This is a genomic window from Aeromonas sp. 6P, from assembly GCF_051919525.1.
GTDB lineage: Bacteria > Pseudomonadota > Gammaproteobacteria > Enterobacterales > Aeromonadaceae > Aeromonas > Aeromonas veronii.
In genome coordinates this window covers 1523451-1540072 of record NZ_JBQBEO010000002.1, presented here as the reverse complement: position 1 = coordinate 1540072, position 16622 = coordinate 1523451, and the positions used below count along the sequence as shown (strand labels likewise).

Sequence of the window (16622 nt, the reverse complement as noted above, 5' to 3'; positions counted from 1 at the left end):
TGTGTGCTTGCTGGCGATTTAGCCCGCCCGACATGGCTTGAACAGATCCAGCTTGTTGTCGTAAACACGGGTCTGCACATCCATGATCCCCAGCATGGAGTGAAAGAGGTTGTCATGGGAGAAGCGCTGACTGCTCGCCTCCGCCGCCAGGCAACCCATATCCAGCTGGCGATCGGCCTGCAACTGAGGCGAGAACCAGGTCAGCAGCGGCACCCGGGTCTGATCATCCGGCGCGAACTTGTATGGCGTACCGTGCAGATAGAGTCCCATGGCCCCCAGGGATTCGCCGTGATCGGAGAGATAGACCAGTCCCACATCGTACTGGCTCTCCAACGACTTGAGCTTGTCTATCAGCAGCCCCACCACCTTGTCGGTGTAGCGGATGGTGTTGTCATAGGTATTGACCAGCTCTTCGTTACTGCAGTTTTCAATGTCGCTGCGCGGGCAGTCCGGCATAAAGACGCGCTCGCTGGCAGGGTAACGACGAAAATAGGTCGGGCCATGGCTGCCCATCAGGTGAAAAGCCACCAGCTTGTTGCCCTTCATGCTGGCAATCTGCTGATCCAGCCCCTCCAGCAGCACCTCGTCATAGCAAGACTCCCCCTGACAGAGCGCAGGATAGGATTTGGGGAGGATCTCGATGGTCGGCACATTGCGGCACACCCCTTTGCAACCGCCATCGTTCTCTTTCCACAACACCGAGACTCCGGCATGTTGCAGCACATCGAGCAGGCCGTCACGGGAGCTGGCGAGCTGGTCATCGTAGCCACGGCGCGTGAGGTTGGAGAACATGCAGGGCACCGAGACCGCAGTAGCCGTACCGCAGGAGCGCACATTCCTGAACGACACCACTCCCTGCTCTTTGGCCGTAAAGCTGTTGGTCGCCTTGCCATACCCGTTAAGGGAGTAGTTCTGGCTGCGCGCCGTCTCCCCCACCACCAGGAACATCAAAGTCGGCTTGCTTCCCCGTGCCACCACCCTGGCATCGGTCCCCAAGTGCTGGTAAGGGATCGGCGTGGCAAACAGCACATCCCGCCCATATTTGTAGAGGCCGTGCACATAGTTGGCAGGCACAATCTCTTTGGCCAGCGACTTGTTGTTGCGCCCGACCGAGGCGTAATCCTGATAGTAAAGTGACGCGACGCCCCCGATAAACAGCAGAGAAATAGCCAGTGCACCTGCCCGCCACGCCAACCCCTGATACCAGCGAGCCGGATAGCGGATCCGCAGTGACCAGAGCACCAGAACAGGCAGCAGCCCGGTCAGCAGAAACCAGAGCGCAACCGAGCCATTCAAATAGGCCCCGGCCTCACCGCTGTTGGTCTCCACTATGTTCTGGATCATGCCTACATCAAAGATGACGCCGTATTTGAGCATGGCGTAGCTGACGATGGAGCCAGTCAGAATGAGCACGGTAAAAAAGGGCTTGAGCACAAACCGGAACGTGAAGGGAATAAACACGGCATTGAGCGCCGCGATCAGCACCAGCGGGATCGAGATGGCAAATCCGGCTTTGACATGGGTCAGGGCGCTAAGCACCGTATAGAAATGCAAAAAGATTGGCCAGTTCAGTACCAGGGCGAAAAAGAGCACCAGCAACAGATTGGTCTGCAGTACACCGAGAGTTACACGCATAAACAACTCCTACATACCGGCCTGCAGCGCAGCGGGCCGGCCAAGCCAACAAAAACGACGGGGCCAGCGTAGGAAGTAAAACTTAAGCGCGAATTAAGAGGAGAAGCATGGCGCTCGTGCGCACCATCACAGCACGGAGTGCTCCGCGGCACCGAAATGGATTTTTAGTTGTCTATCCATCGGATTTTGCTAGCTTGTTGAGTAGGCATTCACGAAATGCAGGTTAACCGATGGCACTGATCCAAGCCTCGATAGAGCAATTGAGAGTAGGCCACTATATCCATCTCCCCACGGGATGGACCAACCACCCGTTTATGTTCAATACCTTCAAGATCAAGGATCAGCAGCAACTCGACATTCTCCGTCATCTTGATCTCACCCTGCTGATGGTCGACCCCGACAAGAGCGATCTGCCCATCGAGCCGCTGCTGCGCGGCGATATCCCGGATGCCGGGCCTGATCTTGATGAACTGGAAGAGCTGATTGCCTCGGGCCCGCCCCCCTTTGATGAGAAAGCCTTTCGCCGCTCCATGCGCGCCGCCGACAAAGCCTTTGGCCAATCCATGAGCGAGCTGCGCGATGCACTCGGGGCACTCAACCTCAAACCGGATGAAGGACTGGCCAACACCGCCCAGATTGTCCGTAATGCCGCCTTCACCCTCAGTCAGCATGAAGGGCCTCTCGGGCTCCACCTTATTCGCAGCCCCCACACCGATATCCTGCTGCAACACAGCCTCAATGTGGCTTTTATTGCCATGCTGATGGCCCGCGAACTCGGCATGAACCCCATTGAGATTGAGGAGACGGGACTTGCGGGACTTATCCACGACATCGGCGAACTGAAAATCCCGAGCCAGATCACCCAAAAACGGGGGGATCTCAACAAGGCCGAGCAGAACTTCCTCAATATGCATCCCCAGTACGGGCTGGAGATGCTGACCCAGCTCAACGCCTTTGAACCGAAAATCCGTCAGGTCGCCCATCTGCACCACGAGCGGCTCGACGGCAGCGGTTATCCGCTCGGGATCAAGGGCGGGGAGATCCCGCCGCTGGCGCGGTTGATCGGGCTGGTCGACTTCTACGACGAGCTGCTCCATCCCCGCAACAGCGGTAACCCGGCCGCGCCGAGTCAGGCCATCAGCCAGCTCTACAAGTTATCCCAGAAGAAGTTCGACCAGAATCTGGTCAAGTTGCTGGTCAAGGTGCTGGGGGTCTATCCGCCGGGATCACTGGTGAAACTCTCGGACGAGAGCATTGCGCTGGTGCTCTCCACCGAGCCCACCATGCCCCTCAAACCGAAGATCCTGCCCTATATCAAGGCCCAGCGGCCGGAAGCCGTCGCCATGATCGATCTGCGGGAAGATGAACGCACCATCACTGCTTTTATCAAACAGGAAGAGCTCGATGAGGGGCAACGGCAGTTCTTCAACCTGACCCGCCGCTTCTGCTACTACTTTGCATTCTGAGTTATCCCCAGAAGCTGGGGATAACTCATTGGACAAACCGGAATAATTGCTCAAACCCCCATCAGAAGGTTGCCAACTGACCATGTATAAAAAACGCCCAGCCAAGAGGCCGGGCGGAGCATGCCACCTCCGTGTGGCGTATCCAGCGGATACATTCATGCTCCATCCATCAATATCAACCCGCTGCCGCTTACACAAATATCAATTTAACATGCTGATTTAATATGGTTTTATCCACTTGTTCTGGCAAACTGACGGCCTGTTACTCCCAGTTGGGCCAACAGAACAAGATCCTGATCACACTTATTCACGGGCTGGCTATTTTTTCAGCTGGCTTATGAGGAGCGTTTTTTATGCAGTTGGTCCTCTCCTTGCTGCAACAGATGAGCGTCAGCCTGGTGATCGCCTATCTCTTCTCGAAAAGCCCGCTGCTGCGCCCGCTTGCCAACTATTCCGTGAGACTACCTCACAAGATACTGATATACATCATCTTTTCTAGCTTTTGTATCCTCGGCACCTATGTGGGCCTCGATATCGATGATGCCATCGCCAACACCCGGGCGGTCGGCGCCGTCTTGGGGGGATTATTGGGGGGGCCGCTGGTAGGCTTTCTGGTGGGGCTGACCGGCGGCCTGCACCGCTATACGCTGGGGGGATTTACCGATCTCGCCTGCGCCATCTCCACCACCTGCGAGGGGTTGCTCGGGGGCATAGTGCACTGGCGACTGATGCGCTCGGGGCGAACGGATGCCCTGTTTGAACCGCGTATCGCCTTCTTTACCACCCTCTATGCCGAGATCATGCAGATGGTGATCATCCTGCTGGTGGCGACCCCGTTCGACAAATCCCTGCTGCTGGTGCGCACCATCGCCACCCCGATGATTCTGGCCAACTCCTGCGGCGCGGCGCTCTTTATCAGCATGATCCGCGACCAGCAGCGGATGTATGAGAAGTTCTCCCGGGTCTTCTCCGCCAAGGCGCTCAATATCGCCAACCGCACAGTGGGGATCATGAGTCAGGGCTTTACCCCGGAGGCGAGCAACAAGATTGCCCGTATCATTCAGGAGGAGACAGGCGTGGGGGCGGTCGCCATCACGGACACCGAGCAGATCCTCGCCTTTATCGGCACCGGCGAAGATCACCATCTGCCGGGTACCCCCATTGCGTCAGCCATTACCATGCAGGCCATCGCCCAGAACAAGGTGCTGTTTGCCGATGGCAACAGTCAGCCCTATCGCTGCAGCCTCTCCCCCGCATGCCAGCTGGGCTCGGTGCTGGTGATCCCGCTGCAGGGGGACAAAGGAGTGATCGGCACCATCAAACTCTACGAGCCGAAGAAGCGGCTGTTTCTCAAGATCAACCACACCCTGGGTGAAGGGATTGCCAACCTGCTGTCACAGCAGTTGCTGGCCGGTCGGCTGGAGCAGCATCAGCGGCTGCTGGTGCAGTCCGAGTTGAAACTTATCCAGGCCCAGATCAACCCCCACTTTCTGTTCAACACCCTCAACACCATCAGTGCCATCACCCGGCGCGATCCGGACAAGGCGCGAGACCTTCTGCTGCACCTGTCGCTGTTCTTTCGCAAGAACCTCAAACGCCAGAGCGGCCTTGCGACCCTGCTGGAGGAGCAGGAGCACTGCCAATCCTATCTGGAGATCGAGCTGGCTCGCTTTGGCGATCGGCTGACGGTGATAAACGAGATCCCGCCCCATCTGGCCACACTGCGACTGCCCAGCTTCACCCTGCAACCGCTGATCGAGAATGCCATCAAGCACGGCATCTCGACCCTGCTGGAGCAAGGGCGCATTCGCCTTTATACCGATGAGCAACCCGCCAGCGTCACCATCCATGTGGAAGATAATGCAGGCACCTGGCAAGCACATCCCGCTGGCGACGGTCTGGGCATGACCATTGTCGATCGGCGACTGAAAAGCGCCTTTGGCGAGCGCTATGGCGTGACTATTGCCTGCGAGCCTGAGCAGTGGACCCGGGTGTCGTTCACCATCCCCAAGGAGCAACCATGATCCGCACCCTGATAGTCGATGACGAACACTACGCCCGCGAAGAGCTGAGGCAGCAGCTGGCCTGCGATCCTGCCATCGAGATCGTGGGGGAAGCGGCCAACGCCATCGAGGCGCTGCCGCTTATTCAGCGCCTCAAGCCCGATGTGGTATTCCTCGATATCCAGATGCCCAAGCTGAGCGGCATGGAGCTGGTCGCCATGCTCGACCCCCTGCCCCGGATCGTCTTTGTCACCGCCTTTGACGAATATGCCATTCAGGCCTTTGAAGAGAACGCCTTCGACTACCTGCTCAAACCGGTGGAGCCCGCCCGGCTCGCCAAGACCCTCGCTCGCCTCAAGCAGGATATCTCCCCGCAGCCCATAGATCGGCTGGCCCCCACCATCGAACATATTCCGGGCTATCTGCACAATCGGGTCAGGCTGCTGCCCATCGCGCAGGTGGAGTATGCCTTCTCCGATCTGGGCGGGGTCCATGTGGCCTGTCAGGGCGAGCTGTTCCACACCCAGCTCACCCTCAAATCGCTGGAAGAAAAGAGCCCGCTGCTGCGCTGCCACCGCCAGTATCTGGTCTCCCCCAACGCCATCTTCGAGATCCGGCTGCTGGATAACCAGCTGGCAGAGATTGTCACCCCGAGCGGCGCCCGGGTGCCGGTCAGCCGTCGCTATCTCAAGGAGCTCAAAGATCAGCTGGGGCTGGACTGAACCGCGGAGTGTGCGCCTGATCACAGCCGCCGACCGCTCGGCGCGCCAAAGCGCCGCTCGGGGAGTTTCACCTGCCAGTCAGGCGCAACCGTTTTAGACTCGCTCTGCACACTAAAAAATAACAATGCAGGAGCGTAGCAATGATCTGGTTCTTCCTCTGTGTCGGCTTACTTGTGGCCGGCTACTTCATATACGGCAAATTCATCGAACGGATATTCAGCCCGAAACCCGAGCTGAAAACCCCCGCCATCACCATGGCTGACGGGGTGGACTATGTCCCCATGTCGGACAAGAAAGTCTATCTGGTTCAACTGCTCAACATCGCAGGTGTCGGCCCCATCTTCGGCCCCATCCTGGGTGCCCTCTACGGCCCGGTCGCCATGCTCTGGATCGTCTTTGGCTGCATCTTCGCCGGTGCGGTACATGACTACTTCTCCGGCATGCTGTCTGTACGCGCCAAGGGGGCCTCGGTGCCAACCGTGGTCGGTGAGCATCTGGGCACCGCCGCCAAGCACTTCATGAACCTGTTTGCCGTGGTGCTGCTGATGCTGGTGGGCGTGGTATTCGTGCTGAGCCCGGCAGGCCTCTTGGCCAACCTCACCTCCACCGATCTGGTCTACTGGATCGTGGCAATTTTTGCCTACTACATCCTCGCGACCATAGTCCCCATCGACAAGATCATCGGTCGCTTCTATCCCATCTTCGGCGCCCTGCTGGTCTTCATGTCGGTCGGCCTCATCGTTGGCCTGATCGTCTCCGGCAAAGGCTTCTACAACACCGGGATGGACTTCTCCAACCTGCACCCGACCGAACTGCCGCTGTGGCCGCTGCTGTTCATCACCATCGCCTGTGGCGCGGTATCAGGCTTCCACGCCACCCAGTCACCGCTGATGGCGCGCTGCATGCAGAACGAAAAATCCGGCCGCTTCATCTTCTACGGCGCAATGATCGGTGAAGGGATCATCGCCCTTATCTGGTGCACCCTGGGTCTCTCCTTCTACGACAGCACCGAAGCGCTCAACGCTACCATGGCCAACGGCGGCCCGGCAGCCGTGGTACACGAAGTCTCCACCAGCCTGCTCGGCACAGTCGGCGGCATTCTGGCCATCCTCGGCGTGGTGATCCTGCCCATCACCTCTGGTGACACCGCGTTTCGCAGTGCTCGCCTGATCGTGGCGGACTTCCTGAAGATGACCCAGAAGCCGCTGGCCAAGCGTCTGCTGATCGCCATCCCCATGTTTATCCTTGGCTTCATCATCTCCAAGGCTGAATTCGGGGTGATCTGGCGCTACTTCGGCTGGGCCAACCAGACCACCGCCGTCATCATGTTGTGGGCTGCGGCTGCCTACCTCATCAAAGAGGGCAAGCTGCACTGGATCTGCACCATTCCCGCCATGTTCATGACCGCTGTGGTGATCACCTATCTGGCCAACGCCCCCATCGGGTTCGGGCTGGAGATGGGGACCTCCACCATCATCGGCTTGGCTGCAACGGCGGCCATTACCGTGGCCTTCCTGATGAAGTTCCGCCAACCACTGGTTAGCAATCCCAGTGAAGGGTGATGTCTGACTTGAGGTGGTAAAAAAGGGGCCAAAAGGCCCCTTTTAAATTGATAAAAAAACCAATAAAACAACTCGTTATTCCCTTAAGCTCCTATACAGCACAAGCCCTTAAGATTCCGTGCGGCCTGACGATAAATATGTGATTTTCAATTGCTTTCCCGAATATATGAATCAATGATAAAGCTGTGCTTAAAGCCAGTGGAGGTTATACATGTTCCTTGATTACTTTGCCCTTGGCCTGCTCGTCTTTGTCGCGCTGGTCATCTTCTACGGAATCATCGTGATCCACGATATTCCTTACGAAATCGCCAAACATCGGAATCATCCCCATCAGGATGCCATCCATGTTGCCGGCTGGGTCAGTCTCTTCACCCTGCATGTGTTGTGGCCCTTCCTCTGGATCTGGGCAACCATCTATCGCCCCGATCGCGGCTGGGGCTTTAACCAGCGCCTGCAAAAAGATGAAGATGATATCGCGGCCCTCAGAGAAGAGCTGGCTGAACTGAAGGGCCGTCTCAACCATATCGAACAGCAAGAGCAACAGGGATAAATCATGGACCTGCTACTGATCCTGACCTATACGGCACTCTGTGTAGCCATTTTCAAAATCTTCCGCATCCCGCTCAACAAGTGGACTGTTCCGACTGCCGCGCTGGGTGGTGTGGTGCTCATCGGCACCCTCATCATGCTGATGAACTACAACCACCCCTACTCCGAGATGGCGCGCAACTACTACCTCTCAACCCCCATTGTGCCGCTGGTCAAGGGCCGGGTGGTCGAGGTGCCGGTACAAGCCAACCAGCCGGTGAAAAAGGGTGACGTGCTGTTTCGCCTTGATGATGAGCCCTTCAAGCTGAAGGTGGAAAGCCTGACTGCACGGCTCGATGCCAACAAGGATCAACTCAAGTCGATCGATGCCAGACTGCGCTCCGCCAAGCTGGATCGGGATCGCGCCAGCGACCTGATGCGCCGTGGCGTCGGCAAGCAGCGCGACCTCGACGTAACCCAGGCGAGCGTGGACGAGATCGCCGCCCAGATGGATCAGCAACGCGCCATGCTGGAAGATCTGCAGGCCCAGCTCGATGAAGCCAAATACCAGCTGGCCCAGACCGTGGTCTATGCCCCAAGCGATGGCCATGTGGTGCAGCTCGCCCTGCGTCCCGGCATGATCGCCACCCCCTTCATGTATCGTCCGGTGATGACCTTCATCCACAAGGATGAGACCGCCTATGTCGGCTGGTTCTGGCAGAACAGCATGCAGCGTCTGGCGGTGGGTGACGAGGCCGAAGTGGTGATCGACGGTATCCCCGGCAAGATCTTCAAGGGCAAGGTGACCGCCGTGATCCCGGCCATTGCCGCCGGCAACGTGCAGGCCAACGCCATGCTGCTGGATCAGATCAGCGCTATCCGCCCGGGCCGCATGCCGGTGCTCATCTCCATCACCGACCCCGAGTGGGCCAAGTATCAGGTGATTGCCGGTGCCAGCGGACAGGCCGCCGTCTATACCGAGTACTTCCACCACGTCTCTGTGATGCGCAAGGTACTGCTGCGCATGGCAAGCTGGATGAACTACATCTTCCCGTTCCATTGATCAGCACCCAGGCACCCTGCGGGCCGGCATCATGCCGGCCCGCTGTTTTTGTGACGGCAAGCACCCTATAATGGCGCCATCTTGCACCACCCCACATCGACATACCCAAGCCTGCATGTTCGTCCTCAGACCCTATCAGACCGACGCCGTCAACGCCGTGATCAGCCACTTTCGCAAACACCCGGATCCCGCCGTGGTGGTGCTGCCAACCGGTGCTGGCAAGAGTCTGGTGATTGCCGAGCTGGCCCGCAAGGCGCGTGGTCGGGTACTGGTGCTGGCCCACGTCAAGGAGCTGGTGGAGCAGAACCACGCCAAGTACGAGGCGTGGGGGCTCAAGGCCGACATCTTCGCCGCCGGTCTGGATCGCAAGGAGGCAAGCGCCCAGGTGGTATTTGGCTCGGTGCAGTCGGTAGCGCGCAATCTGGCCGCCTTCGACGGGGCGTTTTCGCTGCTCATCATCGACGAGTGCCATCGAGTCTCGCTCGATGACGACAGCCAGTACCATCAGGTGATCGACCACCTCAAGGCCGCCAATCCGGCCCTCAAGATCCTCGGCCTCACCGCGACCCCCTATCGGCTCGGGCTGGGCTGGATCTACCGGCGCCACTACCACGGCATGGTCAAGAGCCACGGCGAGCGGCTGTTCGGCGACTGCGTGTTCGAGCTGCCCCTGCGTTTTATGGTCAAAAACGGCTACCTGACGCCGCCGCGCATGGTGGATGCTCCCATAGTCCACTACGACTTCAGCAAGCTGGTGGCGCGGGAGAACGGCCTCTTCAGCGAGGCGGATCTCAACGGCGAGCTCAAACGCCAGCAGCGGGTCACCCCCCATATCCTGAGTCAGGTGCTGGAGTATGCCGCCGACCGGCAAGGGGTGATGATCTTCGCCGCCACCGTCGAACACGCCCGCGAAATTCACGGCCTGCTGGGCGCCAGAGGGGAGCAGGCAGCCCTTATCACCGGCGAGACACCTGGACCGGAGCGCGATGCCCTTATCAGCGCCTTCAAGGCGCGCGAGCTCAAGTTCCTGGTCAACGTGGCGGTGCTCACCACCGGCTTTGATGCCCCCCATGTCGATCTTATCGTGATGCTCAGGCCCACTGAGTCGGTCTCCCTCTACCAGCAGATCGTCGGGCGGGGCCTGCGTCTCTCGCCGGGCAAGAGCGATTGTCTGGTGCTCGACTATGCGGGCAACAACTTCAACCTGTTTGCCCCCGAAGTGGGGGAGCCCCGCCCCCACGCCGGTACCGAGCCGGTGCAGGTGCCCTGCCCCGCCTGCGGTTTTGCCAACACCTTCTGGGGCAAGACCGACGAGGATGGCAAGGTGATCGAGCACTACGGCCGCCGCTGTCAGGGACTGTTTGAAGATGACGAGGGCAACCGCGAAGAGTGTGACTACCGCTTTCGCGCCAAGATCTGCCCCGGCTGCGGTGCGGAGAATGACATCGCCGCCCGCCGCTGCCAGAGCTGCGATCAGCTGCTGGTGGACCCTGACGACAAGCTCAAAGAGGCGCTCAATCTCAAGGATTGCATGGTGATCCGCTGTGCGGGGCTAACCCTCACCGCAGGACGCGGCAAACAGGGGGAGCGGCTGGAGGTGACCTACCACGATGAGGATGGGCTGACCCTCAGTGAATACTTCGGATTTCACTCCCCGGGCGCACGGCGCTTGTTTCAACAGCACTTTGTGCGTCATCATTGGCCCGCCCCGGGGCTGGAGCCCGAATTTGCCACCCTGGCGAGCGTGCTGGCCGCGCAAAGCCAGTTCCGTCATCCGGATTTTGTCATCGCCCGCAAATCGGGTCGCTTCTGGCAGATAAAAGAGAAAATTTTTGATTATGAGGGTCGCTATCGTACCGCCAACTCGCTGGCATGATGGCGACCGGCATACATGGCATGAATTGCGTTATCCCGTCGATCCCGCATCGGCTGGTTGAATTATCAGGGTCGGCACCACTGCCGGGCCCTTCGTCACGTTAGAGGATGTTATGCAGCGGCTGTTGATTGGTTTTTGTGCTCTCTTTTCTTCTCTGGCGGCTCATGCCGCCCCGCTGACGCCCCCTCAGGGTGGCCAGTACGCCATCATGGTGCAGGGCAATAACGGCGTCGAGTTCGCCCGCCATGCGGATCAGATGATCGCCCCCGCCTCCACCATGAAGGTGCTCACCGCGCTGGCGGCCCGCCTCGAGCTGGGTGCAGATTTCCGCTTCGCCACCGACATTCAGGCCCAACCCGGAGCCAAACAGGGTGACACCATCAACGGCGATATCTGGATCAACTTCGTCGGCGACCCCACCCTCTCCCGCATGGATCTGCTGGCGCTGTTCAAGCAGCTCGGCGTCACCAGCATCAAGGGGAATGTCTACGTCAACACCGGCGCCTACAACGGCTACGAGCGCGGCAACGGCTGGTCGTGGGGGGATCAGACCCTCTGCTTCGCCGCTCCCGTCTCCTCGGTCATCATCGACAAGAACTGCGCCTACGGCACCATCACTGCCACCCAGATTGGCAAACCGGCGGTGGGCAATGTAGCTACCGGCGTGCCCATCGGCATCGGTGCCGACAACGTGGAAGTGATGAGCTACGCCGACATGGCGCGCCAGTTCTGTGCACTGGAAGTGGACATGGCCAAGGGCAACTTCTACGAACTCAAGGGCTGCATCACCCCGAACAAGGATCCGCAGGGTCTGCGCTTCGCCATCCACGACGTGGAAGCCTGGGGCTGGGACAACATCCGCTGGGCGATGAACCGCGCCGGCATCAAGCATGATGGCCTGCTGCGGGTCACCCACAAGGCCCCTGAAGGAGCAGAGACCCTCGGCACCCACTACTCGGTCTCCCTGCCGGTGATGCTCGCCAAGATGCTGAAGAAATCGGACAACCTCTACGCCGATACCTTCCTCAAAACCGTGGGTCGTCACTACTACAACAAGCCGGGCAGCTATCGCAGCGGCACCATGGCGGTGCGCGCCATTCTGACCAAGAACGGCATCGATCTGGGCAATGCCACTCTGGCTGACGGCTCCGGTCTCTCCGCTCACAATCTCATCAGCGCCCGTCAGATGATGTCGGTGCTGAACTTCATCCAGAAGAATGATGCCGAGCTTGGCCTGATCAAGCTGCTGCCGAGTTCCCAGGTGGATGGTACCCTGGCGTGGCGCCGCAGCGTCACCGCCCCCATGATGAAGAACAAGGTGCACGCCAAGACCGGCACCATCACCGGCACCTCCAATCTGGTGGGCTTTATCGACACGGCAGGCGGCCAGCGCAAGGCGTTCGTGATGTTCCAGCGCGGCCTGTCCCAAGATCCGGCCACCCATGAGCGCTACCGTGCCAGCAAGGCGCCGTGGCCCTGGACGGTGTTCGAGAAGGGGGTGCTGGAGAGCATCTATCAGCAGCAGCCGATCCATATCGCCGATGAGAGCTGAGCCAATAGGCCCGCTCGAATCAGGGTATCGATAATTTCGGCTTCAAGTCGCCACGAGGCAGGGCTATGCTGTTGCCTGCCTCATATCAACGGCCATACATAAACGGCTTAAAAAACGGAGAGAAAATATGTTTGCAGTGATTTTTGGTCGCCCGGGTTGCCCCTACTGTGTCCGTGCCGTACAGATCGCCGAGCAGCTGACCGAACAGCGCGATGACTTCAAATTCCGCTACGTGGATATCCATGCCGAAGGCATCACCAAAGAAGATCTGGCCAAGAGCGCCGGCAAGCCGGTCAATACCGTGCCGCAGATCTTCCTGGATGAGCAGCATATCGGTGGCTGCACCGATTTCGAAGCCTACGCCAAAGCGAATCTGGGTCTCTACCAGTAATGCCAGCGGGTCATCCCGAGCGGGTTGACCACCAGATCGTATAAAAAAATCCGGCGCTATCAGGCGCCGGATTTTTTTATGGGCAACACGCGCACATCATCCCCGATCAGGGGGTCACCGACTGGGCGGCAAAGCGCGCAATGATGGGGTTGTGATCCGAACTGTCGGTCGCCGGTGAACTCACCTCGACCAAATCCAGATTGCGGTAGTAGAGGTGATCCAGCGGGCGACCGAAGGCGGTGCGGCGCAAGTCAGGCACCGGCACGGCCTCTTGCAGACCCAGCTCGTCCACCAATTTGCTTAACCAGAACTGACGTTTGTCGCTCCAGGTATTGAAATCACCGGCCAGGATCACCGGCCCCTGATGGCGGCGCACCAAGGCAGTCAAATCGTTGAGCTGCTCGCGGAAGGTGGCCATCCCAAGCTCGAAATTGACCGCATGGATATTGATGACCATGACGCCATCAGGATCGCCCTGCAGCGGATAGAGGCTCACCAGCCCGGATTTGGGGATACGCAGCAATGGCTCGGGGGAGCGCACGCCACAGACGAACGCCTGCGGGGTCTTGGCCACCGTCATCACCCCGAACGACACGCCGCCCTGAGTGAAGGCTTGCAGCTGTTGCCACTGGAAATCACCGGCGCGCAGCCAGTCGAGCATATCGGGACGGGTGGCCGACTCTTGCAGCAGCACCAGATCCTGCCCCTTGGCATAACTGTCCATCCCTTCACGCCAGTTCTTGCGCTGGCCCTTGTAGAGATTCCACACCGTCACCCCAAATTCACGGGGCAACGCCGTGGTCGCCAACGCTACCAGCGGCGGACGCTGGCAGTCGAGTCCCGGCACAATCCCTTGAGCTGTGACCAGATGGTTCTGATCCGGCACATCAAAACAGCCTACCAACCCCAGGGTCAGCAGGGAGGTGCCAAGAATGCGATAACTATTTTTCATTGGCTAACAACCGCCCGCCTTTGCTTTTTGTTGCGACCATCACAAACGTCATCCACGCCGACTAAGCTGATAGTCCCTGTTCCACCCAACCAGAAGGACGCTGTCTCATGGCGAAAGAACTTCGGTACAACGTGACGTTTTATGATCAACAAGGAAATTGTCATCAAGTGGAGCTGGCCACCGTCTATCAGATAAGACGGGACCCTCAATGCGATCTCTGCCTGTTCGACACCCTGCAATATGTGGGCTCGGAAGAGATGCTGGAACGCATGATACGGCAAAAAACCGGGCTTGAGCAGGAAATATCCATCATCAATGCCCGGCTGATTTAATCAGGCACTCACCGGAACCGGGCGGGATTTGCCCTGTTCGTCGATGGCGACATAGGTGAAGATCCCCTCGGTCACGCAGTAGCGCTGGGCATCGTTTTCCCGCAGTACCGGTTTGACCCACACCTCCAGCTTGAGCTTCATGGAGCTGCGGCCGATCTTCATGCAGCGGCCGTAGCAGCAGACCACATCGCCCACCTTGACCGGACTGTGAAAGGTCATGCCTTCGACGGATACGGTACAAATACGTCCTTTTGCCAGCTCCTTGGCCATAATGCCCCCACCTATATCCATCTGGGACATGATCCAGCCACCAAAGATGTCGCCATTGGGGTTGGTATCGGCTGGCATTGCCAGGGTTCTCAGCAACAACTCCCCATCGGGGTGACGTTTTGTATCTACCATCATTACCGCCTCTCTCTCATGGATGGCGGCATGATAGGGGGCGATCACCCCCTTGGCAAACCTCAATTGCCCGAGGCGGCGAGCTCGGCAAACCAGTGGGCCGGATCGGGCCAGCGATAGTTGAATCCCATCTGCTGGCAAATCAGCTGACCGTCGATGGGCTGAAATTCACCGGCAGGCTCGATAAAGACCGGCACGGGCAATCCCTGCTGACGCGCCGCAAAGGGGTAGAACTGCTCGCGGCGCGGATGCACCGGCGCGCTCAGGTTGAAGACATCCCCGTCCTTGCCCCGCTCCAGCAGCAAGATGCAAGCCGCCACCACATCGTCCAGATGGACCAGATTGACCGACTGGGCGCCGCCATCGAGAGTCTTGCCCGCAAGGAAACGGCCGGGATGGCGATCCGGGCCATAAAGGCCGGAGGGGCGCACTATCATCACCGTCTCGAAACCGGCTGCCAGCACCGCCTGCTCCGCCGCCAGCATCCGCTCGCCACGGGCATGGCGCGGTTTGGGCTGCTCACCCTCTTCTTGACCCGCCCCCCATACCGAGGTGGCACTGACAAACAGCACCCGCCGGGTGCCACTCGCTTTGGCCAACGCGCAGGCCTTTGCCACCGCCTGCGGGTAGTCATCGGTCTTACTCGGCGGTACGCAGATAACCAACGATTCGCAGGGGATGGGCCACGGCGCGTTTTGATCAGCAACGGGCATCTCGGCAGAGCCCATATTGGCAGAGATGGTCAGCGGATGGGCGTTGATCCCCTCCCCCTGCAGACGGGCCGCCTTCTCGGCGCTGCTGACCGTCACCACCACCTGCTTGCCTGCCGCCAGCAGGGCCCGCGCCAGCGGCAGCCCGAGCCAACCCGCCCCCAGAATGCCGATCGTCCCGGCTACATCTTGCTCTGTCATGGTCGCCTTCTTATCTATCTAACGAAAGTAGAACATATATTCATGAGAATATATTACGACAAAATTATTTAGTACAAAATAGAGTTTATATACACGCATATATGAATATTATTATATTGCTTTATTAGCATAAATTGCTTCCAGTACCCAATCATATACGTGTTGTAGTTCTGAAATTTTCCTTTTTATGTTATCCTCAATGTTGCCATCGATACTTAAAAATGCCCAAATCGTTAAATGCGGGGATATATCTTTTTTTAGCTTTCGACCATCTGACTCTAGTGTTACGGGATAGTTTCTTTTCCTACCACGAAAACTTTTATTTTCATCAAGACAAGTTAAAGCTTCGTCTAAAATCGAACCCCATATTTTCCGATTAAGTTCTGACAATAGATATTCACGGCCCCCTAAAAACCTCTCCCTAATATTTAATCTTGAGGCTCCTTGCCAAGCATCACGTGAAAATCGAATAACAATATCATTTGAACTTTCTATTTTTGACTTTAATTTTTCTATATCAGGATTATTCAATATGAATGGAGTAATTAGCCACCGCCCAGTCTTTGCACTACCTTCTAGATTAACACCTATTCTTACTTTACCAGTTTCCGTATCTACAGAAATATTCCATTGGACTCCTTCTCGTCCATCACTCATGCCAAATATTGGTCGATTTAATTGTCCAAAAGGCCTACCTTTTACATTGAGGCATGATGAAAAAATCTGGAGAAGCTCTACGTATCGTGAATCAATTCGCTGAAAATGATACTTACGTTTCCCCCCTCTATTATCTGACTCTGCATCAAGGCTGGAATCAATTCCCTCTGGAACACGCACTCTTTTTATGTTTGTTTGATTTTCAAGAATAGAAATTATTGCAACATGCGCATCATCAGCACTTAAGTTAAAAAACTCGCGTCCTTTTTGGCGTAATGGAGCTAGTTTCGAATGAACTAGAGATTCAAATTCCTTGCATTTATCCACGACTATGGAATAGGCTACCACCCATATAAAGTCCCCCGTAGCACCGCTATTTATTTCATTACACCTCTCATATGGTGTTCTTGTCGTCATACCAATTTTACATACAGGTAAATTTATGTCTTTCACCTCTAAAATGTAAACATAACCACTACTATTATCTACTGGCTTATCCATTCATTCCCTTCTATTAAATTAGTTGTCACATGAACAATAAAACCCTTTAACAACCCTCTAGCCTTACAA

The 16622-nt window shown here is 57.4% G+C and carries 15 protein-coding genes; 10 read left to right on the top strand and 5 right to left on the bottom strand.

The window, feature by feature from the left end:
- Positions 1-18: 18 nt before the first annotated feature.
- A complete protein-coding gene (locus ACTG2J_RS07375) occupies positions 19-1635 on the bottom strand; it encodes a phosphoethanolamine transferase (RefSeq protein WP_439988831.1) in 1617 nt (538 codons plus the stop codon).
- Positions 1636-1865: 230 nt separating this feature from the next.
- Between ACTG2J_RS07375 and ACTG2J_RS07370 the strand changes: the two genes are divergently transcribed.
- The 9 genes from ACTG2J_RS07370 to ACTG2J_RS07330 all read left to right on the top strand — a co-directional run bounded on the left by ACTG2J_RS07370 (position 1866) and on the right by ACTG2J_RS07330 (position 12798).
- Positions 1866-3101, top strand: a complete 1236-nt coding sequence (locus ACTG2J_RS07370; RefSeq protein ID WP_040066103.1) for an HD-GYP domain-containing protein — start codon at positions 1866-1868, stop codon at positions 3099-3101.
- Between the two features lie 353 nt (positions 3102-3454).
- Positions 3455-5125: a LytS/YhcK type 5TM receptor domain-containing protein gene (locus ACTG2J_RS07365; protein WP_439988832.1), complete on the top strand. Its 1671-nt coding sequence runs from the start codon at positions 3455-3457 to the stop codon at positions 5123-5125.
- On the top strand, positions 5122-5826 hold the full coding sequence (btsR, locus tag ACTG2J_RS07360) for a two-component system response regulator BtsR (RefSeq protein WP_019445442.1): 705 nt from the start codon (positions 5122-5124) through the stop codon (positions 5824-5826). Before ACTG2J_RS07365 ends, btsR begins: the two co-directional genes overlap by 4 nt.
- Before the next feature lie 140 nt (positions 5827-5966).
- A complete protein-coding gene (locus ACTG2J_RS07355; protein ID WP_111899653.1) occupies positions 5967-7388 on the top strand; it encodes a carbon starvation CstA family protein in 1422 nt (473 codons plus the stop codon).
- Positions 7389-7599: 211 nt separating this feature from the next.
- Positions 7600-7938 (top strand): DUF3302 domain-containing protein, encoded by a 339-nt coding sequence (locus tag ACTG2J_RS07350; protein ID WP_005344404.1) that lies wholly within the window; start codon positions 7600-7602, stop codon positions 7936-7938.
- 3 nt (positions 7939-7941) lie between these two features.
- Positions 7942-8979 (top strand): HlyD family secretion protein, encoded by a 1038-nt coding sequence (locus ACTG2J_RS07345; protein WP_439988833.1) that lies wholly within the window; start codon positions 7942-7944, stop codon positions 8977-8979.
- A 115-nt stretch (positions 8980-9094) separates the two neighbouring features.
- Positions 9095-10855 carry a DEAD/DEAH box helicase gene (locus ACTG2J_RS07340; protein WP_439988834.1) on the top strand — a complete coding sequence of 587 codons (1761 nt, stop codon included), beginning with the start codon at positions 9095-9097 and terminating at the stop codon, positions 10853-10855.
- A 112-nt stretch (positions 10856-10967) separates the two neighbouring features.
- Positions 10968-12407, top strand: a complete 1440-nt coding sequence (gene dacB, locus ACTG2J_RS07335; RefSeq protein ID WP_439988835.1) for a D-alanyl-D-alanine carboxypeptidase/D-alanyl-D-alanine endopeptidase — start codon at positions 10968-10970, stop codon at positions 12405-12407.
- A 94-nt stretch (positions 12408-12501) separates the two neighbouring features.
- Complete coding sequence (locus tag ACTG2J_RS07330) at positions 12502-12798, top strand: GrxA family glutaredoxin (protein ID WP_223849348.1); 297 nt, start codon at positions 12502-12504, stop codon at positions 12796-12798.
- Positions 12799-12904: 106 nt separating this feature from the next.
- Here the strand turns inward: ACTG2J_RS07330 and ACTG2J_RS07325 are convergent, their stop codons facing one another.
- The gene (locus ACTG2J_RS07325; protein WP_439988836.1) at positions 12905-13750 is read right to left on the bottom strand and encodes an endonuclease/exonuclease/phosphatase family protein; all 846 of its coding nucleotides are present in this window, start codon (positions 13748-13750) and stop codon (positions 12905-12907) included.
- 107 nt (positions 13751-13857) lie between these two features.
- Here ACTG2J_RS07325 and ACTG2J_RS07320 point away from each other — a divergent pair, with 107 nt between their 5' ends.
- The gene (locus tag ACTG2J_RS07320; protein ID WP_005337874.1) at positions 13858-14082 is read left to right on the top strand and encodes a hypothetical protein; all 225 of its coding nucleotides are present in this window, start codon (positions 13858-13860) and stop codon (positions 14080-14082) included.
- On the opposite strand, the gene yciA is transcribed toward ACTG2J_RS07320, so the two are convergent.
- From yciA to ACTG2J_RS07305, 3 genes are all read right to left on the bottom strand, one after another.
- Positions 14083-14487: an acyl-CoA thioester hydrolase YciA gene (gene yciA / locus ACTG2J_RS07315; RefSeq protein WP_005337875.1), complete on the bottom strand. Its 405-nt coding sequence runs from the start codon at positions 14485-14487 to the stop codon at positions 14083-14085. It lies immediately after the preceding gene.
- Between the two features lie 59 nt (positions 14488-14546).
- On the bottom strand, positions 14547-15395 hold the full coding sequence (locus ACTG2J_RS07310; RefSeq protein ID WP_236768565.1) for an NAD-dependent epimerase/dehydratase family protein: 849 nt from the start codon (positions 15393-15395) through the stop codon (positions 14547-14549).
- A 111-nt stretch (positions 15396-15506) separates the two neighbouring features.
- Positions 15507-16553: a GIY-YIG nuclease family protein gene (locus ACTG2J_RS07305; RefSeq protein ID WP_236768564.1), complete on the bottom strand. Its 1047-nt coding sequence runs from the start codon at positions 16551-16553 to the stop codon at positions 15507-15509.
- Positions 16554-16622: the final 69 nt, after the last annotated feature.

Excerpts from the sequence above, each read along its gene's own strand:
- ACTG2J_RS07375 (WP_439988831.1), bottom strand. The coding sequence starts at position 1,635 with ATGCGTGTAACTCTCGGTGTACTGCAGACCAATCTGTTGCTGGTGCTC.
- ACTG2J_RS07370 (WP_040066103.1), top strand. The coding sequence starts at position 1,866 with ATGGCACTGATCCAAGCCTCGATAGAGCAATTGAGAGTAGGCCACTAT.
- ACTG2J_RS07365 (WP_439988832.1), top strand. The coding sequence starts at position 3,455 with ATGCAGTTGGTCCTCTCCTTGCTGCAACAGATGAGCGTCAGCCTGGTG.
- btsR (WP_019445442.1), top strand. The coding sequence starts at position 5,122 with ATGATCCGCACCCTGATAGTCGATGACGAACACTACGCCCGCGAAGAG.
- ACTG2J_RS07355 (WP_111899653.1), top strand. The coding sequence starts at position 5,967 with ATGATCTGGTTCTTCCTCTGTGTCGGCTTACTTGTGGCCGGCTACTTC.
- ACTG2J_RS07350 (WP_005344404.1), top strand. The coding sequence starts at position 7,600 with ATGTTCCTTGATTACTTTGCCCTTGGCCTGCTCGTCTTTGTCGCGCTG.
- ACTG2J_RS07345 (WP_439988833.1), top strand. The coding sequence starts at position 7,942 with ATGGACCTGCTACTGATCCTGACCTATACGGCACTCTGTGTAGCCATT.
- ACTG2J_RS07340 (WP_439988834.1), top strand. The coding sequence starts at position 9,095 with ATGTTCGTCCTCAGACCCTATCAGACCGACGCCGTCAACGCCGTGATC.
- dacB (WP_439988835.1), top strand. The coding sequence starts at position 10,968 with ATGCAGCGGCTGTTGATTGGTTTTTGTGCTCTCTTTTCTTCTCTGGCG.
- ACTG2J_RS07325 (WP_439988836.1), bottom strand. The coding sequence starts at position 13,750 with ATGAAAAATAGTTATCGCATTCTTGGCACCTCCCTGCTGACCCTGGGG.
- ACTG2J_RS07320 (WP_005337874.1), top strand. The coding sequence starts at position 13,858 with ATGGCGAAAGAACTTCGGTACAACGTGACGTTTTATGATCAACAAGGA.
- yciA (WP_005337875.1), bottom strand. The coding sequence starts at position 14,487 with ATGATGGTAGATACAAAACGTCACCCCGATGGGGAGTTGTTGCTGAGA.
- ACTG2J_RS07310 (WP_236768565.1), bottom strand. The coding sequence starts at position 15,395 with ATGACAGAGCAAGATGTAGCCGGGACGATCGGCATTCTGGGGGCGGGT.
- ACTG2J_RS07305 (WP_236768564.1), bottom strand. The coding sequence starts at position 16,553 with ATGGATAAGCCAGTAGATAATAGTAGTGGTTATGTTTACATTTTAGAG.